The following is a 16469-nucleotide window of genomic DNA, read 5'->3' as shown; positions in this document are numbered from 1 at the left end:
GATCGTTCCCACGCTCCGCGTGGGAACGATCATCAACGGAAGGGCCAATAATTATCGGCTTCACCCGTAGGCACTTTCCTACTGTTACCCATCACCCTTCAAGTTACTGAATGTGTAACCGCCCGCCCGACAACGAGGCATTGGGAAACGCAAAGCCCCATTTCAGGGCCGTTGAACCCGGCCAAAAAAATAAGGCACCACGCTGCGCTTGCCGGATTAGAAGGGTTTGCCAATAATAGGCCCGCAATTTGCAACAGAGTTCGGTTCACTGTCTTTTGCTCTTGCATGAAAATGCAAGGCTGTCAACGTGCCCGGGCGGCATTCTCGGCGCATCTGTAATTTGTTGTCGCATTGAAGAAATATCGGCTTCGGGCCTGTCGTTAGAATGCCGATCACTCGCTCGTCGTTGTCTGCGTTGAAAGTCATCGCAGTCTTCCTAGGACGCAGCACCGCTTTGTGGTTTAACCATTCGCATATTGGGCTGTCGCTCACTCTGCCGTTTTTGCCCTTTACCGATGGAGTCCCAAGATGAAGAAACTCGTGCTGCTTGGCGCCCTGGCACTGTCCGTGCTGTCCCTGCCGACATTCGCCGATGAAAAACCTCTGAAAATCGGTATTGAAGCGGCTTACCCTCCGTTCGCCTCCAAAGCACCGGACGGCAGCATCGTGNGCTTACCCTCCGTTCGCCTCCAAAGCACCGGACGGCAGCATCGTGGGTTTCGACTACGACATCGGCAACGCCCTGTGCGAAGAGATGAAGGTCAAGTGCCAGTGGGTCGAGCAAGAGTTCGACGGCCTGATCCCGGCACTCAAGGTGCGCAAGATCGACGCGATCCTGTCGTCCATGTCGATCACTGAAGACCGCAAGAAGTCCGTGGACTTCACCAACAAGTACTACAACACCCCGGCTCGCCTGGTCATGAAGGCCGGCACTCAGGTCAGCGAAAGCCTGGCTGAGCTGAAGGGCAAGAACATCGGCGTGCAACGTGGTTCGATCCACGAGCGTTTCGCCCGCGAAGTCCTGGCCCCGCTGGGTGCCGAGATCAAGCCTTACGGTTCGCAGAACGAAATTTACCTCGACGTGGCCGCCGGCCGCCTCGACGGCACCGTGGCAGACGCTACGCTGCTGGATGACGGCTTCCTGAAAACCGACGCCGGCAAGGGCTTCGCTTTCGTTGGCCCGGCCTTCACCGACGTCAAATACTTCGGCGACGGCGTGGGTATCGCGGTTCGCAAGGGTGACGCGTTGAAAGACAAGATCAACACCGCGATCGCGGCCATTCGCGAGAACGGCAAGTACAAGCAAATCCAGGACAAGTACTTCGCCTTCGATATCTACGGCAAGTAACCGTCCCCGCAACAAGTCCGAAATGGCGCAAGCAACAGGATCTCTGAGGTTTGCGCCATTTTTTCATCCCAACTTCCGAGGACCTGAATCATGTTGAAAGGCTACGGGGCTGTCATCCTCGATGGCGCATGGCTGACGCTTCAGCTCGCCTTGTCGTCCATGGCCCTGGCCATCGTCCTGGGGCTGATCGGCGTTGCGCTGCGTCTGTCGCCGGTGCGCTGGCTGGCCTGGCTGGGCGATCTGTATGCCACGGTGATCCGCGGTATTCCCGACCTGGTGCTGATCCTGCTGATTTTCTACGGCGGCCAGGACATGCTCAACCGCGTCGCGCCCATGCTCGGCTATGACGACTACATCGACCTGAACCCGCTGGCCGCCGGTATCGGCACCCTGGGCTTCATCTTCGGTGCGTACCTGTCGGAAACCTTCCGTGGCGCGTTCATGGCAATCCCGAAGGGGCAGGCAGAAGCCGGCATGGCGTACGGCATGAGCAGTTTTCAGGTGTTCTTCCGGGTGTTGGTGCCGCAGATGATTCGTCTGGCGATTCCGGGCTTCACCAACAACTGGCTGGTATTGACCAAGGCGACCGCGCTGATTTCGGTGGTCGGACTGCAAGACATGATGTTCAAGGCCAAGCAGGCGGCAGACGCTACCCGCGAGCCTTTCACCTTCTTCCTCGCAGTGGCAGCGATGTACCTGGTGATCACCAGCGTCTCGTTGCTGGCATTGCGTCATCTTGAGAAGCGCTACTCGGTAGGCGTAAGGGCGGCTGAGCTATGATCTTCGACTACAACGTCATTTGGGAGGCCTTGCCGCTGTACTTCGGCGGCCTGGTGACCACCCTCAAACTGCTCGCGCTGTCGCTGTTCTTCGGTTTGCTGGCGGCATTGCCGCTGGGGCTGATGCGCGTCTCGAAGAACGCGGTCGTCAACATGTCGGCCTGGCTATTCACCTACGTGATCCGCGGCACGCCGATGCTGGTGCAGCTGTTTTTGATCTACTACGGTCTGGCGCAATTCGAAACCGTGCGTGAAAGCTTCCTCTGGCCATGGCTGTCCAGCGCGACGTTCTGTGCGTGCCTGGCCTTCGCCATCAACACCAGCGCCTACACCGCCGAAATCATCGCCGGCAGCCTGCGCGCCACGCCGAACGGCGAGATCGAAGCGGCCAAGGCCATGGGTATGTCGCGGATCAAAATGTACAAGCGGATCCTGCTGCCGTCGGCCCTGCGCCGGGCACTGCCGCAGTACAGCAACGAAGTGATCATGATGCTGCAGACCACCAGTCTGGCGTCGATCGTGACCCTGATCGACATCACCGGTGCTGCGCGCACGGTCAACGCTCAGTTCTACTTGCCGTTCGAAGCCTACATCACCGCCGGCCTGTTCTATCTGTGCCTGACGTTCATTCTGGTGAAGCTGTTCAAACTGGCCGAACACCGCTGGCTGGGCTATCTGGCCCCACGGAAGCACTGATATGGAACGCATCGATCATGCATTGCCGTGGAGCCACCTGGGTAGCGAGCGCCGGATTTCGGTGTTCCGCTTCGGCAGTGGCGAGCGCAAGGCCTACATCCAGGCCAGCCTGCACGCCGATGAACTGCCGGGAATGCGTACCGCCTGGGAACTGAAAAAGCGCCTGAGCGAACTCGAAGCCCAAGGCTTGCTCAACGGTGTGATCGAATTGGTGCCGGTGGCCAACCCGCTGGGCCTGGGGCAACTGCTTCAGGGTAACCATCAGGGGCGTTTCGAAGCCGGCAGCGGCAAGAATTTCAACCGGGATTTCGTCGAGTTGAGCGAGCCCGTGGCTGCTGAGCTGCAAGGGCACCTGGGCGATGATCCGCACGCCAATATCCGTTTGATCCGCCAGACCATGAGCGATGTGCTGGCCGCCTTGCCGCCGGCCGCGAGTCAGTTGCAAGGCATGCAACGCATCTTGCTCAGCCATGCCTGCACCGCCGATGTGGTACTGGACCTGCATTGCGATTGCGAAGCGGCGCTGCACATGTACGCCTTGCCGCAACACTGGCCGCACTGGCGTTCACTGGCCGCGCACCTGGACGTCAAGGTTGGTCTGCTGGCGGAAGATTCCGGTGGCAGCTCCTTTGACGAAGCGTGCTCGCTGCCGTGGCTGCGTCTGTCGCGCCTGTTTCCGGATGCGCAGATTCCACTGGCCTGCCTGGCGACGACCATTGAGCTGGGTGGTCAGGCGGACACTGGGCGCCCTGAGGCCGAGGCTCACGCGGAAGGCATTCTGGCGTTCCTCGCCGAGCAAGGCCTGATCAGCGGTGAATGGCCCAAGCCTGCGCAAGACGCTTGCGAAGGCCTGCCGTTCGAAGGCACCGAAATGCTGTTCGCGCCGCATCCTGGCGTGGTGAGTTTTCTGCGCAAACCCGGTGAATGGGTTGAAGCGGGCGACGAGATTTTTGAAGTGATCGATCCGTTAGCGGATCGGGTCAGCACGGTGTGTGCTGGTACGTCCGGGGTGCTGTTTGCCATTGAACGGCTGCGTTATGCCCAACCCGGTTTCTGGCTGGCCAAGGTGGCGGGGCGCGAAGCGCTGCGTCACGGGCGCTTGCTCAACGACTGACTGACTGTTTTTGTGAGAACCGACCGCATGTACAAACTTGAAGTCCAAGACCTGCATAAACGCTATGGCAGTCACGAAGTGCTCAAGGGCGTGTCCCTGAAAGCGGCGGCTGGCGATGTGATCAGCATCATCGGCTCCAGTGGCTCCGGCAAAAGTACTTTCCTGCGCTGCATCAACCTGCTCGAGCAGCCGCACGCGGGCAAGATTCTGCTCAACAACGAAGAGCTGAAACTGGTCGCCAACAAGGACGGCGCGCTGAAAGCCGCTGACCCGAAACAGCTGCAACGCATGCGTTCGCGCCTGTCGATGGTGTTCCAGCATTTCAACCTGTGGTCGCACATGACCGCGCTGGAAAACATCATGGAAGCGCCGGTTCACGTGCTGGGTGTGCCCAAGGCTGAAGCCCGCGAGAAGGCCGAGCACTACCTGAACAAAGTCGGCGTGGCTCACCGCAAAGACGCTTACCCGGGCCATATGTCCGGCGGCGAGCAACAGCGTGTGGCGATTGCCCGTGCGCTGGCGATGGAGCCTGAGGTGATGTTGTTCGACGAACCGACCTCGGCTCTGGACCCTGAATTGGTCGGTGACGTGCTGAAAGTCATGCAGGCCCTGGCGCAGGAAGGCCGGACCATGGTGGTGGTGACGCACGAAATGGGCTTTGCCCGTGAAGTGTCGAACCAGCTGGTGTTTCTGCATAAAGGCGTGGTCGAAGAAAGCGGCAACCCGCGCGAAGTGCTGGTGAACCCGCAATCCGAACGTCTGCAGCAATTCCTGTCCGGCAGCTTGAAATAATCAGGACTGCCGTTGCGCACCGGGATAGTGCATGCTTCGCAATTTAGAGGCTGACTCCGATCTCTTGTAGGAGCTGGCTTGCCAGCGAAGAGGCCGTCACATTCAACATCACTGTTGCTTGTCATACCGCCTTCGCTGGCAAGCCAGCTCCTACATCTGATATCTGCTGGTTTTGCGATTTGTGTTCATTTACGGGCTAGCATTGGCCCATGCCTTCATCATTGTTCTTCGCTTCGGATCGCCTGCCCATGACTGCCCATCGAATTGGTTTCCTGATTTGGCCTAGCACTAAAGCTCTGACGCTTGCGCTGGCTGAGGAGGCCTTGCGTGTTGCCCAGCGTGTGCACCCGGACGTTGTTTACGAATTGTCGTTTTTGCAGGCCGAACCGCCGACCGACGGCGCCTGGCAATTGCCCGGTGAGCCATGGGCCGGCAAGCTCGAAAACTTTCAGAAACTGTTCCTGCTCGCCGACGAACCACCGACTTCTCTCGCGCCGCCGCTCAGCAGTGCGTTGAAACAGCTGGTGCGCGCCGGTTGTGTGATCGGCGGTTTGTCGGCCGGTGTTTACCCGTTGGCGCAACTCGGTTTGCTCGACGGTTATCGCGCTGCCGTGCATTGGCGCTGGCAGGACGATTTCGCCGAGCGTTTCCCGAAAGTGATTGCCACCAGTCACCTGTTCGACTGGGATCGTGATCGCTTGACCGCGTGCGGTGGCCTGTCGGTGCTCGACTTGCTGCTGGCGGTGCTGGCCCGTGACCACGGCGCCGAACTGGCCGGTGCGGTGTCGGAAGAACTGGTGGTCGAGCGCATCCGTGAAGGCGGCGAGCGCCAGCGCATTCCGTTGCAGAACCGCCTGGGTTCCAGTCATCCGAAGCTCACCCAGGCGGTGTTGCTGATGGAGGCCAACATCGAAGAACCGCTGACCACCGACGAAATCGCCCAGCACGTGTGCGTATCCCGTCGGCAGCTGGAGCGGATCTTCAAGCAATACCTCAACCGTGTGCCGAGCCAGTATTACCTGGAGCTGCGCCTGAACAAGGCCCGGCAGATGTTGATGCAAACCAGCAAGTCGATCATCCAGATCGGCCTGTCCTGTGGCTTCTCTTCGGGGCCGCATTTCTCCAGCGCCTACCGCAACTTCTTCGGCGCCACGCCACGGGAAGATCGCAACCAGCGGCGCAGCAGCAGCCCGTTCGAGTTGTCGTCAGTACCGTCCGAGCGCGGTTGACCCTGAACGACAACGCCATGGAGTCCGGTTCCATGGCGTTGTTGTCTGACGCGTTTTTCAGTCCTCTATGTCGACGTCAGGACGGATGACGGCAGGCGGTTGCCCTATGACATTGTCGACATTCAACGTCTGACCCGTTTCGTGGTAGTAGGCCCGAATACGCTCCATGCTTTGTGCGGAGAAGGGGTTGCCGCGCAAGTCGTAGCGGTCACCGATCTCCGCCGGGACTTGCATCAACTCTTGCGGCACTTCGGTGATCGCATTGCCCGACAGGTCAATCTCGTTCCACTGGAAGTTGCCCAGAACGCCGTCGGGAATTTCGGTAATGCCGGTATTGCTCAGGTCCAGGTCGGTAAGACTTTGCAAGTTGCTGAGGTCGGGAGCGAGAGCCAGCGGATTATCGTGCAGGTGCAGGATCCCAAGGTTTGGCATACCGGCCAACGCGTTTGCAGAGCGTGGCTCCAGGGTGATATTGCAATCGGGCAGGCTCAGCGCTGTCAGGCGTCCCATCCTGAAAACGGCTTCAGGGATGCCGCCAAGGTCATAACCTCGAATATCAAGGCTTTCCAGGCTGGGGAAGGCCTCGAGGAATCGACCGATCCGTGGCGAGCGCGCGCGCTGTCCGAGCAGGAACAGGTGCGGCACATGGCTGAAGTCCGCGTTGACCGTCGGCAACGCACCCATGATCGACAGGCGCGAGGTGAATCCATGGTTTTCCACCTCCGAACCCTCCACCGGAATATTGCGCCAGCACTTCAACAGCGCCTCTTTGAAAGCAATTCGCTTTTGCTCCTCCAGCAGTCGTTGGGCGGCACTGAGCGGTGCAAGGGTGGCAGGATGGTTGTCGGGTACGTTGGCCGTCCAGGCGTCAAGGTCTCTGATCAAGGTTTGCAGTTCGGCTTCTCTGCGTGCCAGTTCATTTCTGCCATCGGTCAATGTTCCGTCGAGGCGGTAGATGAATTGGCTGGCCTCTTTATCGTCCAGGCCTGGATAGAGTGTCCGGACGCGAGCGATATCGGTGTGGTCGGCGAGTACGCCAAGATCTTCCCCGGTGCGCAAATAGTAGGTTTTGATCTGCTCCCGGGTGGCGGCGCTCAATGGATTGCCGCCCACATCGTATCCCTTGCCGGCGGCTACTGGCAGATTGAAAATTTCCCGAGGAAGTTCAGTGATCCGGTTGCTGTTGAGAATAACGATCTCAAGTTCAGGAAGGTTCAACAGGCCAGCGGGAAGCTCTGAGATTCCGGTATTGGCAAGGTCGATGAACTTAAGCTTCGGCATGCTCCGGATGTCGGGCGCCATGCCCAGCGGATTGGCGTAAAGATCCAGGCGTTTCATGTGTTTGAGTGACGAGAGGGCGGCCAAGCCTTCTTCATTCAGCACCACACCACAATTGCTCAATACCAGTTGTTCGAGTGCAGGCATCCGGGTAATCGCCTGTGGCATCTGCTCCAATGCCAGATCGCGCAGTTCCAGGGTGTTGAGGCCGGTAAAGCACTGGAGAAACCCGTTGTTTGCCCGCAGCTGAGAATTGCCGGTGACGGACAGCGTTGTGACGTGGCTCAAGTCTGCACTCAATGCAGGGAGCTCGCCGATGAACGCCGGGTTCAGACTGAGCGTGCTCGTCCTTGACTCAGGTCGTTCCTGGGATCTTTCACGCCAGAACTCTTCCATGTCCAGGCGAAACGTCATTCTGTCGGCGCGCTCCCGTGCTCGGCCATTCTCGTTCAGCAATACCTGCGTTGCGGGATAACGCTCAGGAATGTCATCCACCCATTGGGCGAGCTCTTCGCCCAGTTGCCGGAATTCCACCTCCCACTGTGTGATCCGCATCCGCCCTTGCTCAATCGTACCCGGCAACAGATACAGCACCCTGTCGGCGTCTTCAGCATCCAGGGACGGAAACAACGCAATGGTTCGATCCACATCCTCCTGGAGCATTAAAACGCCAAAATTCTGCCTGTTCCGTTGGTAGTGGGTCTTGATTCGATCACGGGTGGCCGGGGTCAACGGGTTGTCGGCAAAGCTGAATTGCCTTGGGCTGAGAGTGGAGAGATTGAAGAGCTCGCCAGGCAGTTCGCGGATGCGGTTGTTATCGAAAATGCCAGCGACAAGGCGTGGATGCCCGAACAGGCCGCCTGGCAGATCGCAAATCCCGGTGTCGACCATTCGCAGGTGAATCAAAGCCGGGAGCGCTTCCAGAGTCGGGGGAGCTCCTAACGGGTTATGACTCAGATTCAGGTATTGGAGCCGGCCCAGAGACGAAAGGGTGGCTTGAGTTTCAGGCGTCAGCGTCAGTGCGCAATTTTCCACGATCAGGCGTTCCAGCGAGGGCATGCGGGTGGACGCTTGTGGAAGCAGCCTTAAGTCGAAGTCGCGCAACTCTAGATGACGCAAGCCGGAAAAGGCGTCAAGGAAAGCATCGGTACCGCTCAGAGCTGCGTTGCCGTTGAAGGTGACATCGGAAATATGGCTGAAATCCGCCGACAGAGCGGGCAGCTCGCCGATGAAAGGCAAATCCGCAATCAGTGCCTCGCCTCTCTGCCTGGGATTTTCCCGGGATCTGGCGCGCCACAGTTGTTCCAGTTGATCGGCGAAGGTTGTTCTCGCCGTGTGCTCTGCGAGCATCTGCCGGGCGCCAAGTGGCTGTCCGCTTGAAGGGTGCCTTTCGGGAATCGCTGTTTTCCACTGCGCAAGATCGTCCGTGAGTTGTTCGATCTCTGCCTGCCAATGCCTGAGCTGGCCGCGGCCGTGCTCCAGATCGCCGGGCAAGCCATAGAACACATCACTGGCTTCCTCGTTGTCCAGGCTGGGAAACAGCGCCTTGGTGGCGTCTATGTCCGCCTGGTCGGCCAACACGCCAAAATCCTGGCTGGTTTCACGGGAATAGGTCTTGATCCGTTCCCGGATGCTGGCGGTTAACGGGTTGTTGGATAAATCGAACCCTTCACTGGTTTTAGCGGGCAGTTGAAAAAGAGCGTCGGGTAGTTCGGTGATCCGGTTGTCACTGACAAAGACTGTTTTCAACTTGGGGTGTTCGAGCATGCCGGGCGGAATGTCGAAGATCCCTGTATGGGAAAGGTCCAGGTAAGTCAGCTCGGGAAAGGCCCCCACATCGGGCGCGCTGCCCAGCGGGTTGTGGGGGAGTTCAAGTAATTCGAGCTCGGGCATTGCGGCCAGTGCCGCCTGCATTTCGGCTGTAAATGTCACGCCGCAATCTTTCAGAACCAATGTCTCAAGTTTCGGCAGACGAGCGAGAGTCTGAGGCACTTGGTCAAGCGCGAAATTGTGCAAAATCAGCCGGGCTAACCGTGGGAAGCTCCTGAGAAATGGGGCGGTGGCGCTGATATTTTTGTTTCCGGTAAGGGATAACGTGGTGATGTGGCTGAAATCCGCTGTCAGCACTGGCATGTCCCCCATGAACGCTGCTTCTGCCGTGAACACGTCTGCTCTCGTCAGCGGATATGCCGTGGAGCGGTGGCGCCAGAGCCTCTCCAGGCGTCCGGCAAATGTCTCTCTGGCGTAAAACTCGTCGAATTGTTCATTGGGGGTAAGCATCCGGCCATTAGCTGGATTGCGGTCAGGAATGTCGCGGGCCCACCCGGCCAGGTCGGCACTCATCCGGGCAATTTCCGTCTCCCAGCGGGCCAGTTGAAGCCGGCCTTGAAGGAGTGAACCGGGTAATTGGTAGACCAGCTCGCTGGCTTGACGATCGTTGAGGTCTGTAAACAGTGCTTTCGCCCGGTCGATATCGGATTGCTCCGCCCGCACGCCCAAGTCGTTCCCGGTCTGATTGAAGTAGGTCTTCACCCGTTCCCGAGTAGCGGCAGAGAGCGGATTGCCGGAAAAATCGAATCCTGCGTTGGTGCCTGGGGAGAGTTCGAACAAGGCTTCGGGCAATGAGGTGATCTGGTTGTTGGTGAGCCAGGCACTTCTGATGCCCGGATGATCCAGCAGCCCAGCCGGTGTTTCGGAGATGCCCGTGCCGGACAGGTTGATATGAGTCAGTGCGGGCATGAAATTGACGTCGAACGTCACGCCCAGCGGGTTGCCCTGTAGATCGAGCGTCGTCAGCTCATTGAGCGACGACAGCAATGCCTGGTTTTGTGGGGTGAGGACCACGCCGCAATTGCGCAGCTTCAGTTGCCGTAGCGAGGGCATTTGCGTTATGCGCTGGGGCAGGTTGTGCAAATCGAAGTGGCGCAAATCCAGGCGCAGCAGCCCGGGGAAATGCTCGATAAAGGCGTCGACACCGGCTGGGGTTGCGCTGCCGCTTATTTCCAGGCTGGCGACATGGCTGAAATCAGCCGTCAGAACCGGCAGATCACCCATGACGGGCTCCGGAACATGCAGGCGATAACCGTATGACTCCCGGGTTTCCCTGCGCCAGCAATTGCGCAGGGCATCGGCGAACGATTGACGATCTCGCAGGGCCGCCGCCTGGCGCTCGCGCGACAGTCTGAGGCCGGTAGTCGAGTCGACTTGCGGGGCGTTGGACATCCATTGATTCAGGTCATTGTCGAGTTGAGCGTATTCGAGGCGAAGGCGGGACAATTCCGCGATTGGGCCGTCCGGATGGTTTTGCAGGTGTTGCGCCATGGCCAGCAGATCGTCATCGGGAATTCTTGGGAAGACATGTCTTATCCGGCTCTCCAGCGTGCGGGGCTCCTGCCCGACAGTGCGTGAATAGCCGTCCGTCCCCACCAGCCGCAACGTGTCGACGACAGGTGTTGGAGCAGGCTCATTCCAGATCGCTACGCGCAGGTCGCTTCGCGCCAGTGGATTATCACGGATGGCCTGTTTCAGTTTTTCCCCTTCGCCGATCTGCATGGCCAATGCCTGACGTTCAGCGTCCGGCAGGGCTTGTAGCACGCTGGTGTAAAAATCCGTCGGCGCATGCAGCTCCAGCCCCTGATGGTCGTACGGTTGCCAGGTGCCGTCGGATTTGCGTACCAGCACTTTTTGCACTGAAGCGTTTATCGGTCCGGTGCTGTCGAGCACCTTTCCCTCAAAGGATTGATCGCGGACTTCGAGGCGTACCTCTTTCGACCAGCCAGGCAATTGCTGGAGGCTGTGCAGTGCCAGGGTATCGGAGTCCGGGTTACGCACCGAGTCCAGTTCCAGTCCTTCATAGGCGCGGGCGATGCGCAGTTCCTGTCGGGCCTGTTGCGCCAGTTCCTGCTGTCGTTCCGGCCATTGTCCTTTGCCGATCATCAGCAGTTCGGAGCCGGTGGCGGTGTTCAGCAGCTCCTCGGTGATTCTGGCAGGCAAATGCGGCTCGTGCAGGGCCACTTTCCTGGCCAGGGGCTCAGCGCGTTGTTGAAGCGTTTGATAGCGTTGCTCGAACAGCGAAGTACGCTGCTGTCTGGCGATCTGCGCAAGCCTGGCTCTGAGTCGGCGGGTGCGCACGTCAAGGGCGAGCATCTGCCCGAAATCTTCTTCAAGCAGCGTGTTGATTTCTGAATGGCTGAGGGTCTGTAGAAGCGTCTTGAGCAAGTCGCCGTCGATCAGCCTGTCCTGCCGAATCTCTGTCAGCGGCAGATGTTGCTCGGTGGAGGATTCCCAGACAGTCCCCCCTTGGTCGTTGATCCAGCGCAGTCTTTTATCGCTCGGCCACAAGCTGTGCTCCTTGAGAAGGCGCAGCTGGGTCGACGGATCCGCGTTGAGGTAATCCTCAGGCCTGTCGCTGGCGATTTGATGGATGAAATCGTGCAGGTCCTGATCGATCTTGAAGCGCTGAATACTGTCGGCCAGCAGCGGCGGCACGCGTTCCTGGTTCACGTGCATTTTGCGCAGCGCATCTTCCGGGTAGCCGCTGACCTTGAGGATCCGCTCGCGTCGGGCCGGTGAAAACGGTTCCATGCCATGGCCGATGCGGCGCAAAGCAGTGGCGGTGTCCCATTCCAGCGGCTGTTCGAGCTCGGTGTAAAACGCACCTTCGCCGTTATGGCGCACGATCGGCTGGTAAGCGTCCGGCCGGGTCGGGTGTTCGATGCCGAACTTGCCGGGATGCGCATGCTGGCTGACGGCGTAATGGGTCTGATCGATGGTCACCAGCTGCTTGCCTTGGTGCCAGTGCACACCCTGATGGTCTGGCGTGGATCCTTTGGGGGGCACGGCTTGACGTTCGTAGGGTTTCAGATCCGGTTTCCAGTAAAGGGTTTTGCCGTTGCGCAGTTTGACGGGCTGGAACCGATCGAGGAATGACACGACGCTGGCCGGCAGTACTTTTGGAAGCTCCTGCATGGCGATGGCGGTGCCGCCCCCGAAAGCCCCTAGCTGGATCAATGATTCCAATGCCGCGAAAAACTGTTCGCCGGCTTCTGTCATCTGCCCTTGAGCCCAATCGACCACCGACTCGAAAACCTCGTCGAGAAACTGATAAGCCATATAAGCCATCATCATTTCGCCCAGAAACGGCACGAAAGGCAGCACGATAAACGAGGCGATTTCAACGATCGATGACGCCACCTTGACGAAGGAGTCCCAGAGGGCCCAGCGGGCGTTGCGGTCAACCGTGGCGGTGGAGACCGCGATGACCGCCGCATCATTGAGGATCTTGTTCAGTTTGCGTTGATAGAGGTGTTCCCACAGTTCTGTGGTGATGGGGGTGACGGCAAACTGCAATTTGGGTTTGTCGATGGGGGTGTCTCGCCAGGCGGGCAGCTGGCTTCCCGCTTGCGGCTTATGCCATGTCACCTGGCTCAGGCGTCGGTTCAGATCGGAGAAGAAATACCCCCGTTGCTCATGGGCCACGAAACGGCTGAAAAAACGCTGGTAGTCGGTCGAGCGCAACTGGCGGGTCAGTTCTTTCATCATCTCGGTGGACGAAGCGTATTCCTTGACGGGATGCTCAGGGTCATCCGGTACGTAAGCCACCACCCGGGCCGATGCCCCTGACTGCTCCAGATCCGGTGCGAAAACCACGATGCCCGTCAGTGCGGCCGACATCATCGTCAAATCGTGACATAGCAACGGCTGACCGTTCACCCGCATGCCTTGCAAGCCGTCGAGGAGGCCATTGATCAGGCGCAAATAGTCCTCGTCGATATCCCGGTTCATCCGCGCCAGTTGAAGGGCGGCCTTCAGTGCGGCCTTCTGACTCTCTTTGACATTGGGGCGCAGGACGGCGGCGACGGCTGGATGGGTGATGCCGAGACTGTCTTCAAGACAGGTTTTGTAGCGGGCACCGATATCCAGTTCCCGGCACAGACGGGTGAAGGCCGGGATGCTGATTTTGGCATTGACCTGCGCCAGCGTCTCGAATTGCCCTGTCGGGGACGGCTTGGTGATAAAGGACGAACCGGTTTCGTAGGCATCTTCGCGGGTTTCCTTCTCTTCGAAGTTGTGCAGCGCCGCTTCCACCATCGATACCGTCCAGGTTCGGGTGCCGGTGGTGATCGGGAAACCGGGTGTCGTCACGGGTATGTAGAGGCGCAGGAAGGTTTGCGTAACCTCCAGGTCCACGCCAAATCGCTCCTTCAACGCCGCTGTGAGCAAAGGTATGGCAAAGGCGTTGGCGTCTTGCAGGTGTTCCAGCGTCTGATCGACAGTGTTCTGTGCCGTCATGTGGGTGGCGATGGCGGCTCTCAACTCATCGTGCTGCGCCCGCGGCGCGGCCTTGATCCTGTCGGCGACAGGGCGCCGGCTGTTCTTCAGCGCTTCGCGCCGGGTAGAGGAGGCCTTGCCAAGCCATTCGGGGATGGCATTGCTGAGCGGCTCATAGTGTGACGCAGGATTAAGCGGTGCAGGACCGTCCTGGGGCGTGACAACAGGCGGTTGCCCGGTCGATGTTTGCATGGGGTGAATCCTTGAACGTCTGTAGAAACGCCAAGCAAATCAAAATGCGCAAAGCGAGGTGCGGTACATATGTATGGCAGGGACAGCTTCTGGAATTGATATGCTGACGGGCCTGCTGCAATTGTCGGCGACAGTTTAAACTGCGCCTTTGCGACCCTATTTGTCGCATTGCCGTAAACCCGGGAAAAACCGGTGTTTGCGCTATAAGAAGTTGTCGCTTGGCGGCAAGGCCGGGCTGAAAACTGTCCTTACAATCCTCACCAAGCTCGCCAGTTTCAGGCGAGTGTTCCTCATCAGGAGACTCCGATGTCCGTTGAGCACGCTGCGGTAGAACGCGCCGATTTTGACCAGGTAATGGTTCCCAACTACGCGCCAGCCGCTTTCATTCCAGTGCGTGGCGCCGGTTCCCGTGTCTGGGACCAGTCTGGCCGCGAGCTGATCGACTTCGCCGGCGGGATTGCCGTTAACGTATTGGGCCATGCGCATCCGGCGCTGGTCGCTGCATTGACCGAGCAGGCGAACAAGCTGTGGCACGTGTCCAACGTGTTCACCAATGAGCCGGCCTTGCGCCTGGCCCATAAGCTGGTCGACGCCACGTTTGCCGAGCGTGTGTTCTTCTGCAACTCCGGCGCCGAAGCCAACGAGGCCGCCTTCAAGCTGGCCCGTCGCGTGGCCCATGACCGTTTCGGTACCGAGAAGTACGAAATCGTTGCCGCGCTCAACAGCTTCCACGGCCGTACCCTGTTCACCGTGAACGTCGGTGGCCAGTCGAAGTACTCCGACGGCTTCGGTCCGAAGATCACCGGCATCACTCACGTGCCTTACAACGATCTGGCCGCGCTGAAAGCCGCTGTTTCCGACAAGACCTGCGCGGTGGTTCTGGAGCCGATCCAGGGCGAAGGCGGCGTACTGCCGGCCGAGCTGTCGTACCTGCAAGGCGCCCGTGAACTGTGCGATGCGCACAACGCGCTGCTGGTGTTCGACGAAGTCCAGACCGGCATGGGCCGCAGCGGCGAGTTGTTCGCCTACATGCATTACGGCGTGACCCCGGACATCCTGACCAGCGCCAAGAGCCTGGGTGGCGGTTTCCCGATCGCCGCGATGCTGACCACCGAAGACCTGGCCAAACACCTGGTCGTCGGCACCCACGGCACCACGTACGGCGGCAACCCGCTGGCCTGCGCGGTCGCTGAAGCGGTGATCGACGTGATCAACACGCCCCAAGTGCTGAACGGCGTCAAAGCCAAGCACGACAAGTTCAAGACCCGTCTTGAGCAGATCGGCGAGAAATACGGCCTCTTCACTCAGGTCCGTGGCCTGGGTCTGTTGCTCGGTTGCGTGCTGGCCGATGCCTGGAAAGGCAAAGCCAAGGACATCTTCAACGCCGCCGAGCGTGAAGGCCTGATGATTCTGCAAGCCGGCCCGGACGTGATTCGTTTCGCGCCAAGCCTGGTGGTTGAAGACGCGGATATCGAGGCCGGTCTGGACCGCTTCGAACGCGCCGTGGCCAAACTGACGCAAGCCTGATTCGTACAGTGCTCCTCAGCGCCTATCGTAATAGATGGGCGTTGAGATTTTTTCCTGTGCCGGGCCTGCCCGGCATTTTTTTCCCCGAGTTGGCGCAATTCGCCAACCTGATGTTAAGAAAGGAGTGACACCATGCTGGTGATGCGCCCCGCGCAAATGGCTGATCTGGGCGAGGTACAGCGTCTGGCTGCGGACAGCCCGATTGGTGTCACTTCCTTGCCGGATGACGTTGAACGCCTGAGCGACAAAATCGCAGCAAGCGAAGCCTCGTTCGCCGCCGAAGTGAGCTTCAACGGTGAAGAGAGCTACTTCTTCGTCCTCGAAGATACCGCCACCGGCAAGCTGGTCGGCTGTTCGGCCATCGTTGCTTCGGCCGGTTATTCCGAGCCGTTCTACAGCTTTCGTAACGAAACGTTCGTGCACGCCTCCCGCGAGCTGAAGATCCACAACAAGATCCACGTGCTTTCGCAATGCCACGACCTGACCGGCAACAGTTTGCTGACCAGTTTCTACGTGCAGCGTGAGCTGGTGGGGTCGCCTTGGGCGGAACTCAACTCCCGTGGTCGTTTGCTGTTCGTCGCCAGCCATCCGGAGCGTTTTGCCGATTCGGTGGTCACCGAGATCGTCGGTTACAGCGACGAAAATGGCGACTCGCCGTTCTGGGATGCCATCGGTCGCAACTTCTTCGATCTCAACTACGCCGAAGCCGAGCGTCTGTGCGGCCTGAAAAGCCGCACGTTCCTGGCCGAGCTGATGCCGCATTACCCGATCTACGTGCCGTTGCTACCGGACTCCGCTCAAGAGGCGATGGGCCAGGTGCATCCACGGGCACAGATCACGTTCGACATCCTGATGCGCGAAGGCTTCGAGACCGATCACTACATCGACATTTTCGACGGTGGCCCGACCCTGCATGCCCGCGTCTCGGGGATCCGTTCGATTGCCCAGAGCCGTGTGGTGCCGGTGAAAATCGGTGAGCCGGTCAAGGGGGCCGGTCGTCAGTATCTGGTGGCCAACGCCCAGTTGCAGGATTACCGCGCCGTGTTGCTCGAGCTCGATTACGCGCCGGGCAAACCCGTGACCCTGGACCTTGAAGCGGCCGAAGCCTTGGGCGTCGGTGAAGGTGCGAGCGTGCGCCTGGTGGCGGTTTAACGCCTGCTTTAAAGAATGCTTAGTAAAGCAGC

General features: G+C 59.3%; 9 protein-coding genes and 1 pseudogene. 8 read left to right on the top strand and 2 right to left on the bottom strand.

Annotated elements, in window-relative coordinates; genetic code table 11:
* Positions 1-216: 216 nt before the first annotated feature.
* Positions 217-426 (bottom strand): hypothetical protein, encoded by a 210-nt coding sequence (locus HCU66_RS23430; protein WP_205890798.1) that lies wholly within the window; start codon positions 424-426, stop codon positions 217-219.
* Positions 427-528: 102 nt separating this feature from the next.
* Between HCU66_RS23430 and HCU66_RS23425 the strand changes: the two are divergent.
* The 6 genes and pseudogenes from HCU66_RS23425 to HCU66_RS23400 all read left to right on the top strand — a co-directional run bounded on the left by HCU66_RS23425 (position 529) and on the right by HCU66_RS23400 (position 5958).
* Positions 529-1348: pseudogene (locus tag HCU66_RS23425) on the top strand (ABC transporter substrate-binding protein).
* A gap of 90 nt (positions 1349-1438) precedes the next feature.
* Positions 1439-2128, top strand: coding sequence for an ABC transporter permease (locus HCU66_RS23420; protein WP_205890797.1), 690 nt, complete (start codon positions 1439-1441; stop codon positions 2126-2128).
* Complete coding sequence (locus HCU66_RS23415; protein ID WP_205890796.1) at positions 2125-2823, top strand: ABC transporter permease; 699 nt, start codon at positions 2125-2127, stop codon at positions 2821-2823. The genes HCU66_RS23420 and HCU66_RS23415 overlap by 4 nt, the downstream gene beginning before the upstream one ends.
* Position 2824: 1 nt before the next feature.
* Entirely contained in the window at positions 2825-3937 is a 1113-nt protein-coding gene (locus tag HCU66_RS23410; RefSeq protein WP_205890795.1) for a M14 family metallopeptidase, read from the top strand.
* 27 nt (positions 3938-3964) lie between these two features.
* Positions 3965-4729: an ABC transporter ATP-binding protein gene (locus tag HCU66_RS23405; RefSeq protein ID WP_205890794.1), complete on the top strand. Its 765-nt coding sequence runs from the start codon at positions 3965-3967 to the stop codon at positions 4727-4729.
* A gap of 248 nt (positions 4730-4977) precedes the next feature.
* Positions 4978-5958 (top strand): GlxA family transcriptional regulator, encoded by a 981-nt coding sequence (locus HCU66_RS23400; protein ID WP_019582882.1) that lies wholly within the window; start codon positions 4978-4980, stop codon positions 5956-5958.
* A gap of 57 nt (positions 5959-6015) precedes the next feature.
* On the opposite strand, the gene HCU66_RS23395 is transcribed toward HCU66_RS23400, so the two are convergent.
* Entirely contained in the window at positions 6016-13758 is a 7743-nt protein-coding gene (locus HCU66_RS23395) for a dermonecrotic toxin domain-containing protein (protein ID WP_205890793.1), read from the bottom strand.
* Between the two features lie 306 nt (positions 13759-14064).
* Here HCU66_RS23395 and HCU66_RS23390 point away from each other — a divergent pair, with 306 nt between their 5' ends.
* Together HCU66_RS23390 and aruF are read left to right on the top strand one after the other, a co-directional pair.
* Entirely contained in the window at positions 14065-15285 is a 1221-nt protein-coding gene (locus HCU66_RS23390) for an aspartate aminotransferase family protein (protein ID WP_205890792.1), read from the top strand.
* Between the two features lie 132 nt (positions 15286-15417).
* Entirely contained in the window at positions 15418-16437 is a 1020-nt protein-coding gene (gene aruF / locus HCU66_RS23385) for an arginine/ornithine succinyltransferase subunit alpha (protein WP_025112905.1), read from the top strand.
* Positions 16438-16469 lie beyond the last annotated feature (32 nt).

The sequence above is a fragment of the Pseudomonas frederiksbergensis genome (assembly GCF_017114915.1).
In the GTDB taxonomy this organism is placed as follows: domain Bacteria; phylum Pseudomonadota; class Gammaproteobacteria; order Pseudomonadales; family Pseudomonadaceae; genus Aquipseudomonas; species Aquipseudomonas frederiksbergensis_I.
This window is presented reverse-complemented; position numbering and strand designations above follow the sequence as displayed.

Bases quoted from the DNA above. Each gene is read 5' to 3' on its own strand.
- HCU66_RS23430 (WP_205890798.1), bottom strand. From the start codon at position 426: ATGACTTTCAACGCAGACAACGACGAGCGAGTGATCGGCATTCTAACG.
- HCU66_RS23420 (WP_205890797.1), top strand. From the start codon at position 1,439: ATGTTGAAAGGCTACGGGGCTGTCATCCTCGATGGCGCATGGCTGACG.
- HCU66_RS23415 (WP_205890796.1), top strand. From the start codon at position 2,125: ATGATCTTCGACTACAACGTCATTTGGGAGGCCTTGCCGCTGTACTTC.
- HCU66_RS23410 (WP_205890795.1), top strand. From the start codon at position 2,825: ATGGAACGCATCGATCATGCATTGCCGTGGAGCCACCTGGGTAGCGAG.
- HCU66_RS23405 (WP_205890794.1), top strand. From the start codon at position 3,965: ATGTACAAACTTGAAGTCCAAGACCTGCATAAACGCTATGGCAGTCAC.
- HCU66_RS23400 (WP_019582882.1), top strand. From the start codon at position 4,978: ATGACTGCCCATCGAATTGGTTTCCTGATTTGGCCTAGCACTAAAGCT.
- HCU66_RS23395 (WP_205890793.1), bottom strand. From the start codon at position 13,758: ATGCAAACATCGACCGGGCAACCGCCTGTTGTCACGCCCCAGGACGGT.
- HCU66_RS23390 (WP_205890792.1), top strand. From the start codon at position 14,065: ATGTCCGTTGAGCACGCTGCGGTAGAACGCGCCGATTTTGACCAGGTA.
- aruF (WP_025112905.1), top strand. From the start codon at position 15,418: ATGCTGGTGATGCGCCCCGCGCAAATGGCTGATCTGGGCGAGGTACAG.